This window comes from Phaeobacter sp. JH20_37 (genome assembly GCF_048056015.1).
Lineage (GTDB): Bacteria > Pseudomonadota > Alphaproteobacteria > Rhodobacterales > Rhodobacteraceae > Phaeobacter > Phaeobacter bryozoorum.
On the sequence record NZ_JAYMWW010000015.1, the window covers coordinates 206,392 to 223,917 of the forward strand.

The 17,526-nt window shown below is 58.7% G+C and carries 16 protein-coding genes; 4 read left to right on the plus strand and 12 right to left on the minus strand.

Annotation, left to right across the window (positions count from 1 at the left end; genetic code table 11):
* Positions 1–9 precede the first annotated feature (9 nt).
* From VWZ87_RS14030 to VWZ87_RS14055, 6 genes are all read right to left on the minus strand, one after another.
* Positions 10–810, minus strand: coding sequence for a transglycosylase SLT domain-containing protein (locus tag VWZ87_RS14030; protein ID WP_416534388.1), 801 nt, complete (start codon positions 808–810; stop codon positions 10–12).
* 139 nt (positions 811–949) lie between these two features.
* The gene (locus VWZ87_RS14035; protein ID WP_416534504.1) at positions 950–3,406 is read right to left on the minus strand and encodes a hypothetical protein; all 2,457 of its coding nucleotides are present in this window, start codon (positions 3,404–3,406) and stop codon (positions 950–952) included.
* Complete coding sequence (gene motA, locus VWZ87_RS14040) at positions 3,406–4,275, minus strand: flagellar motor stator protein MotA (RefSeq protein ID WP_340547048.1); 870 nt, start codon at positions 4,273–4,275, stop codon at positions 3,406–3,408. Before motA ends, VWZ87_RS14035 begins: the two co-directional genes overlap by 1 nt.
* Positions 4,276–4,352: 77 nt before the next feature.
* Positions 4,353–5,000 carry a hypothetical protein gene (locus tag VWZ87_RS14045; RefSeq protein ID WP_340547047.1) on the minus strand — a complete coding sequence of 216 codons (648 nt, stop codon included), beginning with the start codon at positions 4,998–5,000 and terminating at the stop codon, positions 4,353–4,355.
* Entirely contained in the window at positions 5,000–5,464 is a 465-nt protein-coding gene (locus VWZ87_RS14050; RefSeq protein ID WP_416534389.1) for a hypothetical protein, read from the minus strand. The genes VWZ87_RS14045 and VWZ87_RS14050 overlap by 1 nt, the downstream gene beginning before the upstream one ends.
* A 9-nt stretch (positions 5,465–5,473) precedes the next feature.
* Positions 5,474–5,998 carry a flagellar basal body-associated FliL family protein gene (locus VWZ87_RS14055; protein ID WP_340547045.1) on the minus strand — a complete coding sequence of 175 codons (525 nt, stop codon included), beginning with the start codon at positions 5,996–5,998 and terminating at the stop codon, positions 5,474–5,476.
* 118 nt (positions 5,999–6,116) lie between these two features.
* Here VWZ87_RS14055 and fliF point away from each other — a divergent pair, with 118 nt between their 5' ends.
* From fliF to fliP, 4 genes are read left to right on the plus strand one after another with little or no spacing between them, the layout of a single operon-like run.
* Positions 6,117–7,802, plus strand: a complete 1,686-nt coding sequence (gene fliF / locus VWZ87_RS14060; RefSeq protein ID WP_416534390.1) for a flagellar basal-body MS-ring/collar protein FliF — start codon at positions 6,117–6,119, stop codon at positions 7,800–7,802.
* A complete protein-coding gene (locus VWZ87_RS14065; protein ID WP_340547043.1) occupies positions 7,802–8,398 on the plus strand; it encodes an ABC transporter ATP-binding protein in 597 nt (198 codons plus the stop codon). Before fliF ends, VWZ87_RS14065 begins: the two co-directional genes overlap by 1 nt.
* Positions 8,391–8,687 (plus strand): FliM/FliN family flagellar motor switch protein, encoded by a 297-nt coding sequence (locus tag VWZ87_RS14070; RefSeq protein ID WP_040175044.1) that lies wholly within the window; start codon positions 8,391–8,393, stop codon positions 8,685–8,687. The genes VWZ87_RS14065 and VWZ87_RS14070 overlap by 8 nt, the downstream gene beginning before the upstream one ends.
* Positions 8,684–9,427: a flagellar type III secretion system pore protein FliP gene (gene fliP, locus VWZ87_RS14075; protein WP_340547042.1), complete on the plus strand. Its 744-nt coding sequence runs from the start codon at positions 8,684–8,686 to the stop codon at positions 9,425–9,427. Before VWZ87_RS14070 ends, fliP begins: the two co-directional genes overlap by 4 nt.
* Positions 9,428–9,832: 405 nt before the next feature.
* Here the strand turns inward: fliP and VWZ87_RS14080 are convergent, their stop codons facing one another.
* The 6 genes from VWZ87_RS14080 to VWZ87_RS14105 form a co-directional block, all read right to left on the minus strand.
* Positions 9,833–10,936 carry a flagellar basal body P-ring protein FlgI gene (locus VWZ87_RS14080; protein ID WP_340547041.1) on the minus strand — a complete coding sequence of 368 codons (1,104 nt, stop codon included), beginning with the start codon at positions 10,934–10,936 and terminating at the stop codon, positions 9,833–9,835.
* A complete protein-coding gene (locus VWZ87_RS14085) occupies positions 10,933–11,940 on the minus strand; it encodes a flagellin (protein ID WP_340547040.1) in 1,008 nt (335 codons plus the stop codon). The genes VWZ87_RS14080 and VWZ87_RS14085 overlap by 4 nt, the downstream gene beginning before the upstream one ends.
* A 3-nt stretch (positions 11,941–11,943) precedes the next feature.
* Complete coding sequence (gene flgK, locus VWZ87_RS14090) at positions 11,944–13,392, minus strand: flagellar hook-associated protein FlgK (protein ID WP_340547039.1); 1,449 nt, start codon at positions 13,390–13,392, stop codon at positions 11,944–11,946.
* A 48-nt stretch (positions 13,393–13,440) separates the two neighbouring features.
* Entirely contained in the window at positions 13,441–14,763 is a 1,323-nt protein-coding gene (locus VWZ87_RS14095) for a flagellar hook protein FlgE (RefSeq protein ID WP_340547038.1), read from the minus strand.
* Positions 14,764–14,865: 102 nt separating this feature from the next.
* Positions 14,866–15,702 (minus strand): flagellar motor protein MotB, encoded by an 837-nt coding sequence (locus VWZ87_RS14100; RefSeq protein ID WP_416534391.1) that lies wholly within the window; start codon positions 15,700–15,702, stop codon positions 14,866–14,868.
* A 187-nt stretch (positions 15,703–15,889) separates the two neighbouring features.
* Positions 15,890–17,509 (minus strand): long-chain fatty acid--CoA ligase, encoded by a 1,620-nt coding sequence (locus VWZ87_RS14105; protein ID WP_416534392.1) that lies wholly within the window; start codon positions 17,507–17,509, stop codon positions 15,890–15,892.
* Positions 17,510–17,526 lie beyond the last annotated feature (17 nt).

Sequence of the window (17,526 nt, forward strand, 5' to 3'; positions counted from 1 at the left end):
ATTCAGCCCTTATTTCAGTACGATGAGAGCCTGCGCGGATGCGCCGCTGCCCGTTAATGGGACCAGTGAGCCCAATCGAGCTGCGCCGGAGGGCGCTGCGCCTTGGGTGATCAGCGGTGAGGGATTGTGAAGCATGGCGAGCGGTTGCGGGGCAGAGAAGGTGGCCCGTTTGCGCTCCACCGGCAGCGCGGCAACGGTCTCGACTGGCTTCAGATCAGCCCGAACGCGATCGAAACGTGCTGTATAGCGATTTGCATAGGTCGGCGTGCGCGAGTGATAGGCGCCGGCCGCCTGGGACCAATCGCCGAATTCATCATGCAGTTCGCGCAGGAAGCGCGCCGCATATTGCGCATTGGCAAGTGGATCGAACATTTGGTCAATCGAGTCGAACGCCTGACCATGCCATTTGAAGTTGATCTGGAAACACCCGACATCAAAGCTGCGCGCGCCGCGCTTGAAGTGCGAGAAGACATAGGCTCTCGCCTCATCTTCAGTCTGAAACCACTTACCGGCGCCTTCCATATTGACCGTCCACGGCCATGGCTGAAGCCCTTGTTTGCCGCCACGACCGGTTTCCGTTCTGGTAATCGCGCGCAGAACGTCCAGTGGCACGCCCTGATCACGTGCCGCGCGCCGTGCGGCGAGATCACATAACGCCGAAACCTGCGGCGAGGACGCATGTCCGGTCTGCGGTTTCAAAAACACCAATAGCCCCAGCGCCGCACAAAAAAGCGCAGACCATACTGGCAAACTGACTGTGCAGCGGGCACATCGCCGCTGTTGTCTGAAAAGAAAGCTCAATTTCGGCATTCTGCCTGTCCAAATGAGGATTCACCCTAAGTCCGAGCCTAAGACCAGAGCATTGACAAACCGTTATCATCAGATGCGCCAAGACCGCCGGTGAGGCGGTCCTGGTATCTGTAAGCGTGGCAGAAAAGATCGTTGTCAGCTATGATCCGTCTTCGGAAAGCTCTGGCTGCCGCGTCACCTTCTGCAGCAGATCGGCAATACCGCCGCGTGTTCCCTCGCTGCTTTCGACCAGGGCCCTCGCATGAGCTAGGGGCGGCAAACCACTTGGTTCTTTTGCAGTTTCTTCGATCTGTGTCGTCACCCGCGCGACTCCGCCAAACTGCTGCGCAACATCAGCATCAATGGTTGCAAGATTCTCGCGATCTTCCGAGTGCCAGAAACCGCGCGCCGCCGCATCCTCTTCGTCTTCTTCAAGAAGATATTCGCCCGCTCTTGCATATTCACCGTTTCGCCACAGCGCTTCGGCGCGCAGCTTATTTGCTTCAGACCCGGACAGCCCCATCAGCTCCACCAGCGCGGAGTGCGGTTTGTCCATCGCGAGTGCTGCCTTGGCCAGAAGCAGGCGTCGTTTGGCGTTGCCGGGTTCCATGGCGAGCTTCTTCAGGATCGACTGTGCCTGCTGTGCAAACCCGAGGTCAAGCAGCCGCTGAGCCACGATATCGGCAATCGGAGCTACCTCGGCCGGGGTACCATTGGCCGCAATGACCAGCGCATACTGCAGGAATGTCACATCATCTGCGCGTTCCGTCAGCAATGTCAGAAGCGGTTCCAGCGCGGCAGTGCGCGCCGCAGGACCATCACGTCTGCTCAAGGCATCCAATTCATTGAAGCTGTCATGGAACTGGCCGGTCAGGGCCAATGCCGAGACCACGGCGCGGCGCAAGTCCATGCCCAGTGGGCTATCGCGATTCTCGACCTCATAGGACGCGGCAAGATCCGGGACATCCGGCGACAGCGCAGAGCGCTCGGCAAAGCTGAGATCAATCAGCTCAATCAAGGCACGGGGGGCGTTTTCCGTCCGCTCCGCGACCTCCTCCGTCAGCTCCTGAGCCACGGTTTCGACGTCACCTTCCAATTTGGCGATTTCGGCTTCGGCCAGATTGATTTCGGGCACGTGGTCGACGCCGGTACGATCAACCGAACGCAGCGTGGCGCCCGCCAGATGAGGGTCACCGGCCTTTGCAAAAAGTGTGCTGACCCGCGGACCGACCTGGACCCGCAAATGTGGTGGCAGCTTGGCAAAGGCCTGCTGGATTGCATCCGTCTTTGCGTTTTTCTTGATCGTGCCATCGGCCAGCGCTGCCCAGAGCGCCACTTCGCTGTCGCAGACCTGTTGCCCGGCGAAGGCGTGGTTTACGCCAAGGTCCTGACCGTCCAGCACAGCCCCCATCGCGGTCAGCGCGACGGCATCATCATGTTCCGCTGCGCCAGACGGCATCATACGCAAGATCGCCTGTGCTTCAGCACCGAACCCAAAAAAGAGATAGGCCCGCGCCAGGGTTAGGACGGCAGCCGGATCGACATCGTCGAATTCACGCACCAGTTCAGCCCGAAGCGGTGATATCTGGTCAGAGAATGGCTCATCAGTGCCCCATTCATGGATGGCAAGCTGTGTGCTCGACAAGCAGTGTGTCGGCTGATTGGAATCGCCCGAGCGGCGCGCAACCAGGCCGGTTTCGCGATCCACGGAGGACGTGACAGAGATCTGGTCCAGCGGATTAAGAGGGCGATCACGGCTGCTCAGCGGGTCAAGGATATGTCCGGCGGGACCATCGTGAACTTCTACACCAACAAGCTCCAGCAGGCCCTGATTGGTTGCCCGGCTGATCTGTTGCAACAGCCGCTGTTCAGATTCGTTGACTGTGGCTGCGCGCTCCGTTTCTGACAGGTCGAGCAGCATATCGGTATCAACCTCTACCGGGACCGGTGTTGGTTCCGGGGCTGGCGCGGCGGCAACACTTGTGCCCCCGGCAGAATTTGCTTCAATGTTTGTGCGGGGTGTCCGGTTCAGATTGAGGGGCAGCACCACGGCTGATGGGGCGTCCGCCACAGCTACGGGGAGGCGCTGTACCGGATTGGGCCGGTCGGAGCTGTCGGACGTGACGCCGGCTAGATCGAGTGCGGCGCGTGCATCAGCAGCCGCGCGCGCGGCTAGATTGAAGCGATAGCCTGCGCTGTTGAACGTGCCGGGCAACAGAGGCAAGGGCGAGCCTGCGATGACACGCCGCTCGGCCCCGGCGGGGCCATCGGCGATATCGATCACCAGATACCCGTCCTTCTGCACGAAGGAGGTCACCTCACATGCGCAACCAAGCTGTAGGTTTAGCGGTTGTCCGGGGCCGGCCTGCGACACAGATTGCAGGCGCGTCCGCGGAATAAGATCGAAGATTCGGGATGTATCAAACACCACTGTTGGCGTTTCAATGACCACCTGCGCCGATTGACCTGACTGACGCAGCGACCATGGCGCGCCATTTGGAAGCCGCATGACCAGTCGGGAAAACCCGTCATGCTCTCCCGAACGGGCGACCACCGTCTGGGCATCCACAGATGCCGCAGCCAGGGTAAATGCTGCAAGGGTCAGCGCGCGCCACATCATGCTGCGTCCTGTTTCACCGACTTCAACGCGTCTTCCAGCTCAGAGAAGCCGGGGCGAATATGCGACGGGGTGTTCTGACGTCCGACTTCGATGCAGATCGCTGCGGCATGATTGTGCAGATTTGCCACCAGAACTTCTCGGATGAGGGAGTAGAAATGCGCATCTTCCTCGGTTACCGACTTCACCTTGCCGGCGAAGGGGCCAACCAGACCGTAGGCCAGGAAAACGCCAAGGAATGTCCCGACAAGCGCGCCACCAATCAGCTTACCCAGGACTTCCGGGGGCTGGTCGATCGAGCCCATCGTCTTGATGATCCCGAGAACCGCCGCAACAATCCCAAGCGCGGGCAGCCCGTCTGCAAGTGTCTGAAGCGCATGGCTGGAATGCAGCGCGTGATGAAGATTTGCCTCGATGCGCTTTTCCAGAACCTCTTCCACCTGATGGGGGTCGTCATAGTTCATCGAGGCGGACCGCATGGTATCACTGATCAGGTTCACCGCCTCTTTGTCGGCGAGAATCTTGGGATACCGGTTGAAGACCGATGAGTTCTCGGGATCCTCGATATGTTGTTCGACCTCAACGGGATTGGCCCGCGCGATCCGGATCAGAGAGAACAAGAGACACAGAAGATCGCGATAGTCGTCGGCCTTCCACTTGGGACCCTTGAACACTTTGCCCATGTCCTTCAGCGTGTGTTTTACGCCGCCGATGTCATTGCTGATCAGAAAGGCCCCGATACCGGCGCCGCCGATCATCATGAATTCAAACGGCAGGGCCTTGATGATGATTGTCATCTTACCACCGGCCAGGAGATATCCCCCGAACACCATGACAAAGATAACCACGATGCCTACAATACCGAGCATTAGGTCCACTCCGAATTTCGTTTGTTTCTACAAGTTTAGGCGATTCACGTTAAAAAAGCCTGAGGAGCAGCGCTTGCTTACTCCTTTGGAACAGACCCGTTGCGACCCGCCAGGACCACGCTGATTGTATAGGCTGCCTGCGGGCTGAGCCCGGCCATGATGCCTGCGGCTGCCTCAGGGCGCATGCGCGCGAGGAAACCAGCTGCAAATGCCGGATCCATCTCCTCAAACAGCGCTGCTGATTCCTTGGGTTTCATCTGCTCGTAGACCGCAGTCAGACGCGTCAGATCCCCTTCTGTTGCACCATCGGCGAGAGCCAGTGTCGATTTCAGCTCTTCCTCCGCCTGTTCCAGCGCAACAAGCTTCTGTTCGATTGCATCATCTGCGATCTCGAGCGCCTTCATGCGATCTTCAATCTCGGCCTCGCGCGCAGACAGTGCAGCTTCGCGCTCCTGAAAGGCCGCCAGCATGTTCTGGAGCTCTGCCGATGACGGCATCGACTTACCGTTCAAGGTGCCTTTCGGCTCATCCTTCAGAGTCGATTCGTCCTGTAGGTTTGCAACTTCCCGGGCGATCGCCGGTCCTGCCTCCAGCCCGAGGCGCACAATAGCGGATCCCATCAGCAAGAAGGCCAGCATCATGAGCGCACCGCTGCGTGTCCGCTTCATGCGCGTTGCTTTTTTTGGTTTTGCCTTCGGGGCTTTGGTCTGTGCTGTCTTGGCCATTATGCTACCCGGCCCTGCGAACGGTTGTGGCGGACAAACATCAGCCCTGCAGGTTTTGCAGGCTCAGGTTCCGGTGCCGCTTCTGGCTCGGCGTCGGCTTGATAAGCGGCGGCGAGCGCGTCGTTTTCTTCGGCAGCTGCGGGTTCGGGTGCCTGTGCCTTAGGCTCAGGCGCCGCAACTTCGGGCATGTCGTGCATGGATGCCATCATCAGCTCCAGGCGTTGTGCAACCGATTCGGCCCGGCCGGTCAGCTGGTCCAGAGCCTTGCTCGATCCATCCGATACATGGCGTGCTGCCAGCAGTGATTTATTCAGGTCATCGACCTGGGCGGAGAGCACGGCAACCGCTCCTCCCACACCTTTCTCCAGGTCGTTGAAACGCTTCAGCCGTCGCGAGAGCACCAGGCAATAAAAGCCTGCCCCCATGGCCCCGGCCGCAAGCAGGATATCTGCAATCAGTTCCATCCCGTTCTCCTAGTTCAATACGAAGTCCATAATCAGCAGATCACGCACCCGGCCCTGGCCGGTTGCGATATTGATCCGCCGCAGCATCTGTGCGCGCAGTTTCGGCAAGGCCATCGGATCGGTCAGATCCTCCAGTTCCAGTGCCCTGAGATAGCTGTTGAGAACATCGACAACACGCGGGAGGATTTTTTCGACCTCGGCCCGATGGGCGAGATCAACCTCCAGCTGAGAGCGGAATCGAAGGTGTTTTAGCCCACTTGCCTTGCGCAAGGTGATCACAATCGGTTCCATTTCGATAAAGGCGAGATTGGCGATATCCTCCGCCGTCTCACCGTTGTCCACGCCTTCTGGCGCCACTTCGGTCGCATCCACCCCTTCTGGGGCTGCGCTCTGACCAAAGGGAAGAAGGCCTGACTGGACAGCGAAGAATCCCCCACCGGCACCAGCAAGCGCAAGAACAACCCCAATGATAAGGGGCAGCTTGCTCTTCTTGGCCGGGGCGTCCTGTTCTGTGTCTACTACAGCGTCTGTCATGACTATCCCTAATACGTCGTGCCTCATCTTCTTAGCTTGCGGACACTAACCGAATGTTAAGGGCAATCCGGCAAAAGGGTTGCACATCGGACAGAATGCCGGTGCTACGGAGGTTAATGTGCAGCAGATCAAGAATGTCTGGGCAGGTTTGGACACGCGAAAGCGCCTGATTGCCGTGGGGGCCACGGTGATCGTGATTCTCAGCGTCCTGGCGATGTCCCGTGTGGCGAATACGCCCACGATGCAATTATTGTACGCCGGGCTGGAAAGCGGCTCGGCTGGGGATGTGGTGCGCGCGCTTGAACAGCGCGGCACAGAATATGAAGTTCGCGGGGGGTCAATTTACGTTGCGGCCTCTGCGCGCGACGAACTTCGCATGACACTGGCAAGCGAAGGCCTGCCGGCAAACGGCGGACGCGGATATGAGCTGCTCGATTCGCTCAGCGGCTTCGGAACAACATCACAGATGTTTGACGCCGCCTATTGGCGCGCAAAAGAAGGGGAATTGGCCCGTACTATTGTGGCCAGCCCGCATGTGACCCAGGCAAGGGTGCATATTGCCAATACGGGCTCGAACCCGTTCCAGCGCACGGCCGAACCGACTGCCTCTGTGTCGGTTGTCCCGATGGGCTCGCCCATCACGCCGGCCCAGGCGAATGCGATTCGGTTTCTGATTTCCTCTGCCGTGACAGGTCTCGCGGTGGAGAATGTTGCGGTGATCGATGCCAATGGCGCCCTGATCGGCTCGCCCGAGGCCGCCGCAGCTGTTGGCGCGGGTACGGATGATCGCTCGCAGTCGATTCGCGAACGGGTCATGCGCCTGGTCGAAGCGCGCGTTGGTCATGGTAATGCTGTGGTCGAAGTCAGCGTCGAAACGGTAACAGATACCGAATCCATCCGGGAAAAGCGCATTGATCCCGAAAGCCGTGTCGCAATCAGCACCGACGTGGAAGAACGCGCGGATTCGTCTCAGAACCAATCTGGTGAAGTGACGGTTGCGTCAAATATCCCGGACGGAGACGGGGCCTCTGGCGACGGGTCGAAAGCCAGCACCAGTGCCACTCGTGAACGGGTCAACTATGAAATCTCTGAGACAGAAAAAGAGATTCTGCGTGGACCGGGTGCGATTAAACGACTGACCGTTGCTGTATTGCTGAATGGCGTCCAGACAACCACGGCAACCGGCGAAACAGTGATGGAACCCCGCCCGGAAGAAGAGCTTGGCGCGCTGCGCGAGCTGATCTCTGCCGCGGTTGGCTTCAGCGAGGAGCGCGGGGATGTCATCACGCTGAAATCGATGGAAATGCCTACGGTAGAGCCGCAAGGCACCGTTGTCAGCGCCTCCATCTTTGACAACATCTATCTGGATGCAATGTCGCTTATCCAGATGGCTGCCTTGGCACTGGTGACGCTGATCCTTGGTCTATTTGTCATCCGTCCGATCCTGTCGAACCAGGCCAGCGTTCCGGCCCTTGGGGCACCGACAGGCGACGCCATGGACGAATTGCCGGCACTCGGCGGAGGCGGTTTCATGTCCAATCCGAACCTCGGCGCCGATCTCGCGCTGGATGGTGAGATCGAGAACAACGAAACCGGCCAGTTCGAACCCATGGGTGGCATGGGCATGGGCAGCGGCATGGGCATGGGTGACATGAGCGGATTGGGCGATATGGGTGGCCTGCCTGCCCTTGGCGGTGGCAGCGACAACCCCGTTGATCGCCTGCGCTCGATGATTGGCGAACGCCAGGAGGAAACTGTTCAGATTCTGCGCGGCTGGCTGGAAGAAAATGAGGAGAGAGCCTGATGACCATTGCCCATCTTCTTGAAGATTTTGCCATGGATACACCGGCGGTGCCGGTTGTCGAAGTCAACGAGGAATTGTTGGAAGAACAGCGTCTGGAATCCTACGAAAAGGGCTACAGCGCCGGTTGGGATGATGCGGTGACAGCGAAGGACAAGGAGAGCAAGCATGTCTCCTCGGAACTGGCCAGTTCGCTCGAAGATCTCAGCTTCACCTTCCACGAGGCGCAGACGCAACTGCTCGAATCGCTGGATCCGATGTTCAAGGTTCTGACCAGCGCTGTCCTGCCCGACGCAATGGCTGCGAGCTTTGGACATCACATAGTTGATCAGCTCACCGACATGGCCAAGAGTCAGGCGGATCAAGCGATCAATATTGTCGTCTCCCCCGGCGAGGGGGCGACGGTGCGTGCGCTTCTGACCAAGAGTTTCGCTGTACCAGTTCAGGTGCGCGAGGATGTCATCCTGAGCCCGGGTCAAGCCTATCTCAAGGTCGGCGGCATTGAGCGGGAAATCAACAGCTCGGCCCTGATCGACTCTATCCAGGATTCGATCGAGGCCTTCTCCTTTCACATAACAGAGGACAGCAAATATGGATAAGTCTGCTGAAATGAACCGGAAATCTGGCGATGCAGGCAATCCGTTTGTGTCGGTACCCGTTGAGGTCGTCGTATCGGTCGGCAAGGCGCGGCCGTTGATCCGTGATCTTGTCAACCTGGGCGAGAACGCGATTCTGACGCTCGACAAACGGGTGGAGGATCCCGTGGATCTCTATGTCGGCGACCGCCTGGTCGCCAGAGGCCAATTGGAAGAGCTGGAAGGCGAGCAAGCAGGTCAACTGGCTGTGCGCCTGACGGAAATCGCGGATTTGCAAAGCGGCCTGGGATGACACGCACTGCCCTTTTTGCCGTCGCGCTGGCGGCTATGCTGGCCCTCGGTCTGCCGGACCCTGCAAGCGCGCAGGATCTCAGCCTGTCATTGGGCGATGGTCAATCAATCTCCGCCCGTTCGATCCAGCTGATCCTGCTGATCACCGTCCTCAGCCTCGCGCCGGGGCTGCTGATCATGATCACATGCTTTCCGTTTCTTGTGACGGTCTTGTCGATCCTGCGGCAGGCCATCGGTTTGCAGCAGGCGCCGCCGAATATGTTGATGATCAGCCTCGCGCTGTTTCTCACCTATTTCGTCATGGAGCCTGTCTTTACCGAGGCCTGGACCACCGGGATCAATCCGCTGATCGAGGAACGGCTGGATGTTGAAACCGCGCTTGAACGTGCTTTGCAGCCGTTCCGTGTCTTCATGGCGGCGCGCCTTGATCCCGATACATTCTACGCGATAGCGGATCTACGCCCGGCCACTGCGGGTATTGACCCAACCGCCGATGCGCCGCTGTCGACCTTGGTGTCCAGCTTCATGCTGTCAGAAATCGCCCGCGCGTTTCAGGTCGGCTTTCTTGTCTTTCTGCCATTTCTCGTGATCGACCTGGTGGTCGCGGCGGTTCTGATGTCGATGGGTATGATGATGGTCCCACCGGCCGTTGTGTCCATGCCGTTCAAACTCGCGTTCTTTGTCGTTGCCGACGGCTGGAGCCTTATCGCGAGTGCTTTGGTGCGCAGCTACTTCCCGTAGTTGGATATCGCCTTCCTAATCCTCCGGTCGCCATTGCGGCCGGGGGTTTTTCTGTGCCATCACCCTGAGCGCTGCCATATACTGCGGTCGCCCTCATCCTTCAGCACATCCTTGAGGGTTGATGACCGGGCTTTCCTCCCCCTCTCCCTCAGATTTAGTGATCTGGACCTCGGGCCCCGCTGATGTAACGCGCGGAGAGCGAGCCGTGCTGTCATCTCGGGCAATGTGCTGAAATGTCCAGGACCGCATCTCCCAGACCTCCAGGTTGTGACAATCACGAAGGTAGAGTTCAGTGACAGCGCATCTGCAAATCGCGGATCCGCAACAGCTCCCTTACGACGAAGCACCCCCCGAAGCCACGTGGCTTCAGGGGGTGCTGGTCTTGTCTATCTTGGGGCCTCGCTGCTACCGAACTACAAATTCGGCATGCAGGGCACCGGCCGCCTTCAGGCTCTTGAGGATATCGATCATGTCCCGCGGCGATACGCCCAGGGCGTTTAGCCCGGCGACCACTTCGGACAAGGAGGTTGTTTCCGGAACTTCCGCCAGCTGTATGCCCTCCTCCTCTTCAATGGCGGCACCGGTGCGTGGGACGACAACCGTTTCGCCATCTGCAAATGGATTGGGCTGAACCACGAGGGGTGTTTCCTCGATCCGCAGGGTCAGATTGCCTTGCGCAACCGCGACACGTGAAATACGGACATCGCTGCCCATTACAATGGTGCCGGAGCGTTGATCCACAACCACACGCGCCTTGCGCTGCGGTTCGACCAGGATATTCTCGATCCGACCAACTGCATGGGCCGTTGACCGGCTATTGGTGCGCTGCACGTCAATTTCCACGGTCCCGGAATCCCGCATCAGAGCGACGTTTCGACCAAATTCTGCATTGATCGCCCGCTCGATACGGCCAGCGGTGGTGAAATCTGGCTCCCGCAGGGCAAGGCGCATGGACGTCAGTGACGAGAGATCAAAGTCGATCTCGCGCTCGACCCTGGCCCCAGATGGAATAACACCGGCGGTCGGCACCCCCTGGGTGACAGAGGCACCTTCACCCTCCGCGACCGCGCCACCAGCCAGAATGGTCCCTTGGGCAACGGCATAGATCTGACCATCGGCGGCATTCAGCGGCGTCATGACCAGCGTCCCGCCCAGTAGGCTTTTCGAGTCGCCAATTGCGGACACCGTCACATCGACGGTGCCGCCAACACGGGCAAAAGGCGGCAAAGTCGCGGTGACAAACACCGCCGCAACATTCTTGGGCCGAAACTGCTCACCGGTGACATTGACGCCCAGCCTTTCGAGGATGTTCGACATGATCTCTTCGGTAAACGGTGAGTTGCGCAGACCGTCGCCGGTCCCGTTCAGACCAACCACAAGACCGTAGCCGACCAGATCATTGCCACGAACGCCGTCAAACTCGACCAGGTCCTTCAGCCGGATGGCATTGGCTTGTGCCATCGCAGGCAGCATCAGCACCGTCAGCAGAAGTCGAATGAGCTGCATCATGACAGGAACCTCATCAGAGACAGCTGTGATGTTCGCGCGGTGACAGTAAACAGGCTTTCCAGTTGGAACTGCGCCTCGTCGAGACGGGTTGCGGTCTCATATGGGTCGGCTTGGACGAGTTCATTGAACACCAGGCTCAGGCTGGTCTGCGCCGCGCCATTGCGTGTTGCCGTCTGCTCGATGCGCCCTTCAACAAAACCAAGATCCGATTGCATCTGCGTCAGTTGAACCTGGCTTTCACGCAGCTCTACCCCGGTGCTACGCAACAGTTCGAATTTCACGTCCGAGCTGAGGCTCAGGCCGGGTTCATTTACCAGTGTCGCAATCGCGAGGCTCTGCAATGTCTGTTTGAACGCAGCATCATTGGCCTTCAGAGAGACCGTGACCTCTTCGTTGGGCCCGATTCTCACCGGGTCCATCAAATCCGAAGAGCCCTGGTACATCACTGCATCAAATCCCAGAGGATCGGCAAACCAGTCCTTGACGGCCTGGACGATATCCGGGGCGGTGCTCAGCAGGGATACCTCGGTCACCAGTGCGGACATCAAGGTGTTGAGGTCGGCGAGAGGCTTGGCTTCGGTATCATTGCCGGCGAACAGGCTGCGGCCGGCCGCTTCTCCGTTCAGCGACCGGATGGCTTCCGTCAGGAACACCTCTGCCTGGTTGGACAATTGCTTCGACGTTTCGTCATTCGGCGAGGTGGTGACGGAGAAGATGTCACCGGTCAGCGTGATGACGTTATCGGAGATCAGCTCAATATTGTTCTGCATCGAGGATGCGAACAGCGCGGCCTCGGTATTTGCCACCTGAAAGGACTTGAGCCGGTCAAGGCTTCGTTCGACGTCGGACAGATAGGTGAGATCGCCACCTAGTTTCTGTGTCAGCTGCGAGGTTTTACCCGAACTCAATTCCTGCGTCAGGGTCGAGATGTCGTTCTTCAGACCCACCGACCGATTGCGCAGGAACAGATGTTGAGCCATGTCCCCATATGAGTTCATAATCATTCGTTAAATCCTCAGAAGCGTTTCCATCAGCTCATCAACGACGGAGATCATTCTGGCGTTGGCCTGATAGACTTTTTCAATCACGATAAGGTTTTGCAGTTCAGCATCACTGTCGACGCCCTGCGCCAATTCGCGCTGATACATTTCGGTATAGGTTGCCGCCGCGAAGGCGACATTCTGTTCTGCGGAATTTTCACTCTGTGCAAAACGCGACAGCAGATTCGCGCTCAGCGTGCTGGCATCCAGATTTGCGGTGCCGAGGCCGACGGACGATACCAAGCGCTTGGCGTCGAGCGCATCGGCATATCCGCGCAGAAGCGTTGCATCGCCGGCATTCCCGGGCGCCGCTGCATTGAGACCATCCCGCAACCGCCAGGTTTCAGCCTGTCCCTGCATCGCGATCTTGTCGTTCAGTTCAATACGGTTGGCGATGCCAACAGTATTGGCAGGGTCAAAGAACGCACCTTGATCGGTGAAAATCCCGGGATCGGTGGCGCCCAAAGTCGGATCCAAGGTTGGATCCTGGAAGCGTTCGACGAGATCTTTTGCCATCGCATCGAGATCTTCCTGAGCTTCCACGGTCAGAACGTCGCGCACCTCGAAATGGGCCGCCAGAGTCCCGCCGCGAATTGGCCCGCCGGGGCCGGTTGCAACGTCGATACCGTTGATTTGCAGACCGGAGAGCAACCCGTTGCCGAGGGTCATGTAAGGCAGGGTATCGGCCTTGCCATCGAAACTCAGCTCAGCGGCCTGACCATCCAGAAGCACGGCGCCGCCTTCTGAGAACAGGGCGACCTGCCCACGGTCACGGTTCACAACCTTGACCGGGATAATCTGGTTCACCTCGTCGATCAACAGATCACGCTGATCGAGAAGCGATGCGGAATCGGATCCGGTGGACTGACTGACTGCAATTTTTGCGTTCAGTCTTTGCAGCTTTTCCAGCGATTGATTGACGGTATCAACTTGCACGTCGATGGCCCTGTCGGCGGCTGTGCGCCGATTGCGCAGCCCTTCGGCCGCATCGGAAATCGACCGCACCAATTCTTCAGCCTGGATCGCAAGATCGTTCAAGCGCGGCCCTGAATCCGGACGGGAAATCACCTCGATCAGACCGGAGTCAAAGTCGGTCAGCCGCTGTGTGATGGAATAGGGGTCGTCGGCGCTGCCAACCAGCTCGGTCATACGACCAAAGAAGGCGGATTTCACCTCGGCAACGCCGACCTCTGAATTGGCGGATCGCACGCTGGACTGCAACGCCGGATCGTTGATCCGCTGGACGTTGCCGACCTTCACCCCGCTGAAACCGTCGCCGGCGCTGGTAAGCGCCAGACTCCGGCGCGAATATCCTGGTGTCAGGACATTCGACAGGTTTTCGGAAACAACCGAGGTTGAGCGGCCAGCCGCCGTCAGCCCGGTCATTGCGGAATTGAGAGCACTTGTAATGGACATGGATCATCCAGCCTTTGCGCGAATGTGGATCAAAGGAGAAGGCGCTTATCAGCGCTTGATGTTGGTGGTTTCCTGCAACATCTCATCCACGGTCTGAATGACCTTTGCGTTCGACGAATAGGCGCGCTGGGTCTGGATCATGTTGGTTAGTTCCCCCGCAACATCGGTTGCGGATTCTTCACGCGCATAGCCCAGGATATCGCCTGTCGGACCCTCACCAGCATTCCACAGGAAATAGGAGCCGCTTTCGCTGGATGGCATATAGGTCTGGCGATCCATCGCGATCATACCGTTGGGATTGGGCAGATCGACAAGAGGTACCTGATAGACCACTCGGCTGACGCCGGTGTCATAATTGGCATGCACATATCCGGCTTCGTCGATTTCCACGCCGGTGAAGTTACCGACCGGGGCGCCGTCCTTTGAAATGGAGGCGGGTGCGAAGGTATCCGACAATTGGGTAAGCCCGTTGTCATCCCCCAAGGTGCCGATATTGATCTCCATCGGGCCGCCTGCAACAGACACGATGATCGAGCCGGTTGCCGGGTCATAGGCCCCACCTGTCGTGGCCGTGACAGCATTGAGAGCGCCGCCGGAGGTCCGGTTGTCATCAAAGGTCAGCGTATATTCACCGATCACAGTGGCGCCGATAGCAGTATCGGTAATGATCATCGTCCACTCGTTCGACTCGCCTGTTGCGGGAACGGTGGGAACAAATTCGATCTGCAGACTCTCCGACTTTCCGAGGTTGTCATAATACTCGATCGACAGGTTTTCGCTGGTACCAGCCGACGTGGATTCGGTTGCGGTCGCAGGCAGGTTGACACCCAGAGACATCTCGGTTGTCGGCTCACCAGACAGTTTGTTTACATTGAAACGAACCGGCTCCAGCGCATCGGAGGTATCGCGCGGGTAGGGTGGGATCGTACCATCGGACTGTGCGGGCCAGCCCATCAGGACGAGACCGGATTCAGTGGCCAGCAGGCCATCGGCGTTGGTCCGGAACGATGCAGTGGTGGTCAGCATCATCTGCGGGTTCGCAGCGCCTGTCTCGACCTCGTTCATGGATGTCACCGGCAGCATACCGCGGCCTCGGACCGCGAGGTCAGTCGCATTGCTGGTCGACACCAGCGGGCCCCGCTCATCAATCAGGCGGACGTTGGTTGTCCGCACGCCCCCGGCCGAATAGGTGCCGCCAGACGAGCTCATGACCATCGAGTGGAAATCGGTCTGGACCCGCTTGTAGCCGGCGGTTGAGGAGTTTGCGATGTTGTCGGAAATGGAGGCCAGTCGGCTGGCATTCGCGGTAAGCCCGGCAACACCGGCATTAAGCGAGGAAGAAATCGTCATGGATACGCCTTTCTGCTGCATCGAATCTTTCTTGATGCAACAGCTAGCCGATTGCCCATTAACGGGCGGCTAACAGATAAAATTGTCTGATCTGTTCGCCGCCCGTTTTTGGGGATCCATGGGTTATTTGCGCAGAAGGATGATTTCGACCCGATTGTTTCGCGCTGCCATCGGATTGCTATCCGCCAGTTTGCGATCGGCATGTCCCGTCACCCGGTGCATCCGCTTGGACTTCGTTCCACCTGATTCGAGCATCACCCGGGTTGCGTCAGCCCGTGCATGGGACAGTTCCCAGACCGGATTATTGGCGACAACGACCGCATGTGATCTGATGTGGCCGCCGATTGCGATGTTGTTTTCAACAACGCCGGTGACGCGTGAAACCATCTTCACGATGTCGCGGAAAAGGAGGGTCGGTTCGGCTGTACCATCTTTGAACAGCGGCGAATCCTCGGTGTCGAAGAGTTCGACTACAAGGCCTTCGTCGGTGACGCGGGTAATGATGTGCTGCGCCATCTCGATCGAGACCATGCTTTCGCCGCCACGCCCCTTCAGCTGCTCTTCCAGGGCTCGGAACTGCTCATCGGCAGCCTCGCGGTCCTTGTCCTGTTCGACGCCGGAGTCACCCTTGGCCTGCTGGGCGTCTGCGGGGTTCACATCGGTCGCACCGGTACCGTTCTGGGGCTGGATTTCCTCGGTGAACATGCTGTCCCCGCTGAACGCCCCGTTGCCGCCGCCGGAGACCCGGCTCAGCGGAATGGATGGCGAGAAATAATCCGCCAACCCTTTGCGTTGTTTCTCAGTCGTTGCATTGAGCAGCCACATCAACATGAAGAACGCCATCATAGCCGTCACGAAGTCCGCATAGGCGACCTTCCAGGCTCCACCGTGGTGACCATGGGCACCACCTGACTTTTTCTTCTTGATGATAATGGGCGCCACATTTCCTTGTGCGCTCATAATCCACCACCTATTTTCACCCACTACCGGGATATCAGGCGGTGTCTTAAGTGAGGCTTAACAGATAAATTTGCCGGCAGTTATGGCCGCCAAAGCCCCTGTTTTACCCGTAATTCGGACGGATTCTGTGCCCATTTCGTGAAATGGGCCCCGCCACCAGATGCCATATTGGCGGCGGTGCAGTGCATCAGGCCTCCAGCAGAATCGCGTCGTAAGAGTCGCGGAGCTTGTTTTTCAGCACCTTTCCGGTGCCACCTAGCGGCAGCGCATCGACAAAGATGACACGGTCGGGGATCTGCCAGCTTGCTACCTTGCCCTGATAATATTCGCGCAGATCGTCCTCGGTCACGTCGGGGGAGCGTTTTACAGCGATCACCACCGGACGTTCGTCCCATTTGGGGTGTCTGGCTGCGATTGCCGCTGCCTGAGCGATACCGGGATGGGACATCGCGATATCCTCCAGCTCGACGGTCGAGATCCATTCGCCGCCAGACTTGATGATGTCCTTGGAGCGATCACGAATGATCATATAGCCATCGGCATCAATTGTGGCGACGTCACCGGTATCGAACCATCCATCTGCCGTCAGCGCTGTATCCTCGGCGCGGAAATAGCTGTCGATCACCCAATGACCGCAGATCTGCAAATTGCCCTGCGTCTGTCCGTCATGAGGCAGAACAGTGCCGCTGTCGTCTACGATGCGCAGATCGACACCATACATGGGGCGGCCCTGTCCTTCGCGCAGCTTCGCCTGCTGCTCGGCGTCCAGCTCATTGTGTTTCTGAAGCAGCTGGTTCAGCGTCCCGATTGGGCTTGTTTCCGTCATGCCCCAGGCATGCACCAGATCAACGCCGTATCTGTCACGAAATGTGGGGATCATGACCGTTGGCAGGGCAGAGCCGCCGACAATGGTGCGTTCCAGGCTCTCGGCGGTGCATCCGGTCTCCTCCAGCCCTTTCAGCAAACCCATCCAGATGGTGGGAACACCCAGTGCCACGGTGACCTTTTCCGCATCAATCAGCTTGGCGAGGCTCGCCCCATCCAGATGCGGCCCGGGCAGTACCAGCTTTGCCCCAACCGCCGCGGTCATGTAGGGCGTCCCCCAGGCATTCACGTGGAACATCGGAACAACTGCCAGAACGGTGTCCCGCGCCCGCAGGGCGATACCGTCGGGCTGGTTGCCGCCAAGCGTATGCAGAACGCTGGTGCGATGGGTGTATTCAACCCCCTTGGGATTGCCGGTCGTGCCGGAGGTGTAACACAGGCTCGATGGCAGGTTTTCATCCAGATCAGGCCAGGAATACGGGGTCGTTTCCATGTCCAGAAGCGCATCGTAGAACAGCACGTCTTCGATCTGGGCTGCGATCTCGGCGTCCGGCGGCCCCATCACCACGATATTCTGCACGGTGGTCAGATGCGCGCGCAGCTGTGCCACAGCCCGAACAAAGGTGGTGTCGATGAACAGGACCTGATCCTCTGCGTGGTTTATGATGTAGATCAGCTGCTCTGGTGTCAGTCGCGGGTTGATCGTGTGGCAGACAAACCCACCCCCGGAGACGCCGAAATAGATTTCGAGGTGGCGACGATTGTTCCAGGCGATGGTGCCGCAACGGGCGCCCTGCGCGATGCCCAGCCGCCCCAGGGCGGCCGCCAGCTTGCGAGCGTTGGCGTCGATGTCTCCCCAGGTGACATGCACGGTTTCGCCCGAAGTCTCGACAGATGTGACCGTTGTCCCGCTATGGAACCGCCCTGCATGTTCTATCAGCGAGCCTATGGTCAGCTGTTTGTGCATCATCTTGCCAAGCATCTTCGTCTTCTCCGAAT

What these genes read in the sequence shown, in the direction of transcription:
- VWZ87_RS14080 (WP_340547041.1), bottom strand. Translation starts at nt 10,936, where the DNA reads ATGATGCAGCTCATTCGACTTCTGCTGACGGTGCTGATGCTGCCTGCG.
- flgK (WP_340547039.1), bottom strand. Translation starts at nt 13,392, where the DNA reads ATGTCCATTACAAGTGCTCTCAATTCCGCAATGACCGGGCTGACGGCG.
- VWZ87_RS14055 (WP_340547045.1), bottom strand. Translation starts at nt 5,998, where the DNA reads ATGACAGACGCTGTAGTAGACACAGAACAGGACGCCCCGGCCAAGAAG.
- VWZ87_RS14085 (WP_340547040.1), bottom strand. Translation starts at nt 11,940, where the DNA reads ATGATTATGAACTCATATGGGGACATGGCTCAACATCTGTTCCTGCGC.
- VWZ87_RS14105 (WP_416534392.1), bottom strand. Translation starts at nt 17,509, where the DNA reads ATGCTTGGCAAGATGATGCACAAACAGCTGACCATAGGCTCGCTGATA.
- VWZ87_RS14070 (WP_040175044.1), top strand. Translation starts at nt 8,391, where the DNA reads ATGGATAAGTCTGCTGAAATGAACCGGAAATCTGGCGATGCAGGCAAT.
- motA (WP_340547048.1), bottom strand. Translation starts at nt 4,275, where the DNA reads ATGCTCGGTATTGTAGGCATCGTGGTTATCTTTGTCATGGTGTTCGGG.
- fliP (WP_340547042.1), top strand. Translation starts at nt 8,684, where the DNA reads ATGACACGCACTGCCCTTTTTGCCGTCGCGCTGGCGGCTATGCTGGCC.
- VWZ87_RS14050 (WP_416534389.1), bottom strand. Translation starts at nt 5,464, where the DNA reads ATGGAACTGATTGCAGATATCCTGCTTGCGGCCGGGGCCATGGGGGCA.
- VWZ87_RS14065 (WP_340547043.1), top strand. Translation starts at nt 7,802, where the DNA reads ATGACCATTGCCCATCTTCTTGAAGATTTTGCCATGGATACACCGGCG.
- VWZ87_RS14035 (WP_416534504.1), bottom strand. Translation starts at nt 3,406, where the DNA reads ATGTGGCGCGCGCTGACCCTTGCAGCATTTACCCTGGCTGCGGCATCT.
- VWZ87_RS14030 (WP_416534388.1), bottom strand. Translation starts at nt 810, where the DNA reads ATGCCGAAATTGAGCTTTCTTTTCAGACAACAGCGGCGATGTGCCCGC.
- VWZ87_RS14100 (WP_416534391.1), bottom strand. Translation starts at nt 15,702, where the DNA reads ATGAGCGCACAAGGAAATGTGGCGCCCATTATCATCAAGAAGAAAAAG.
- VWZ87_RS14095 (WP_340547038.1), bottom strand. Translation starts at nt 14,763, where the DNA reads ATGCAGCAGAAAGGCGTATCCATGACGATTTCTTCCTCGCTTAATGCC.
- VWZ87_RS14045 (WP_340547047.1), bottom strand. Translation starts at nt 5,000, where the DNA reads ATGGCCAAGACAGCACAGACCAAAGCCCCGAAGGCAAAACCAAAAAAA.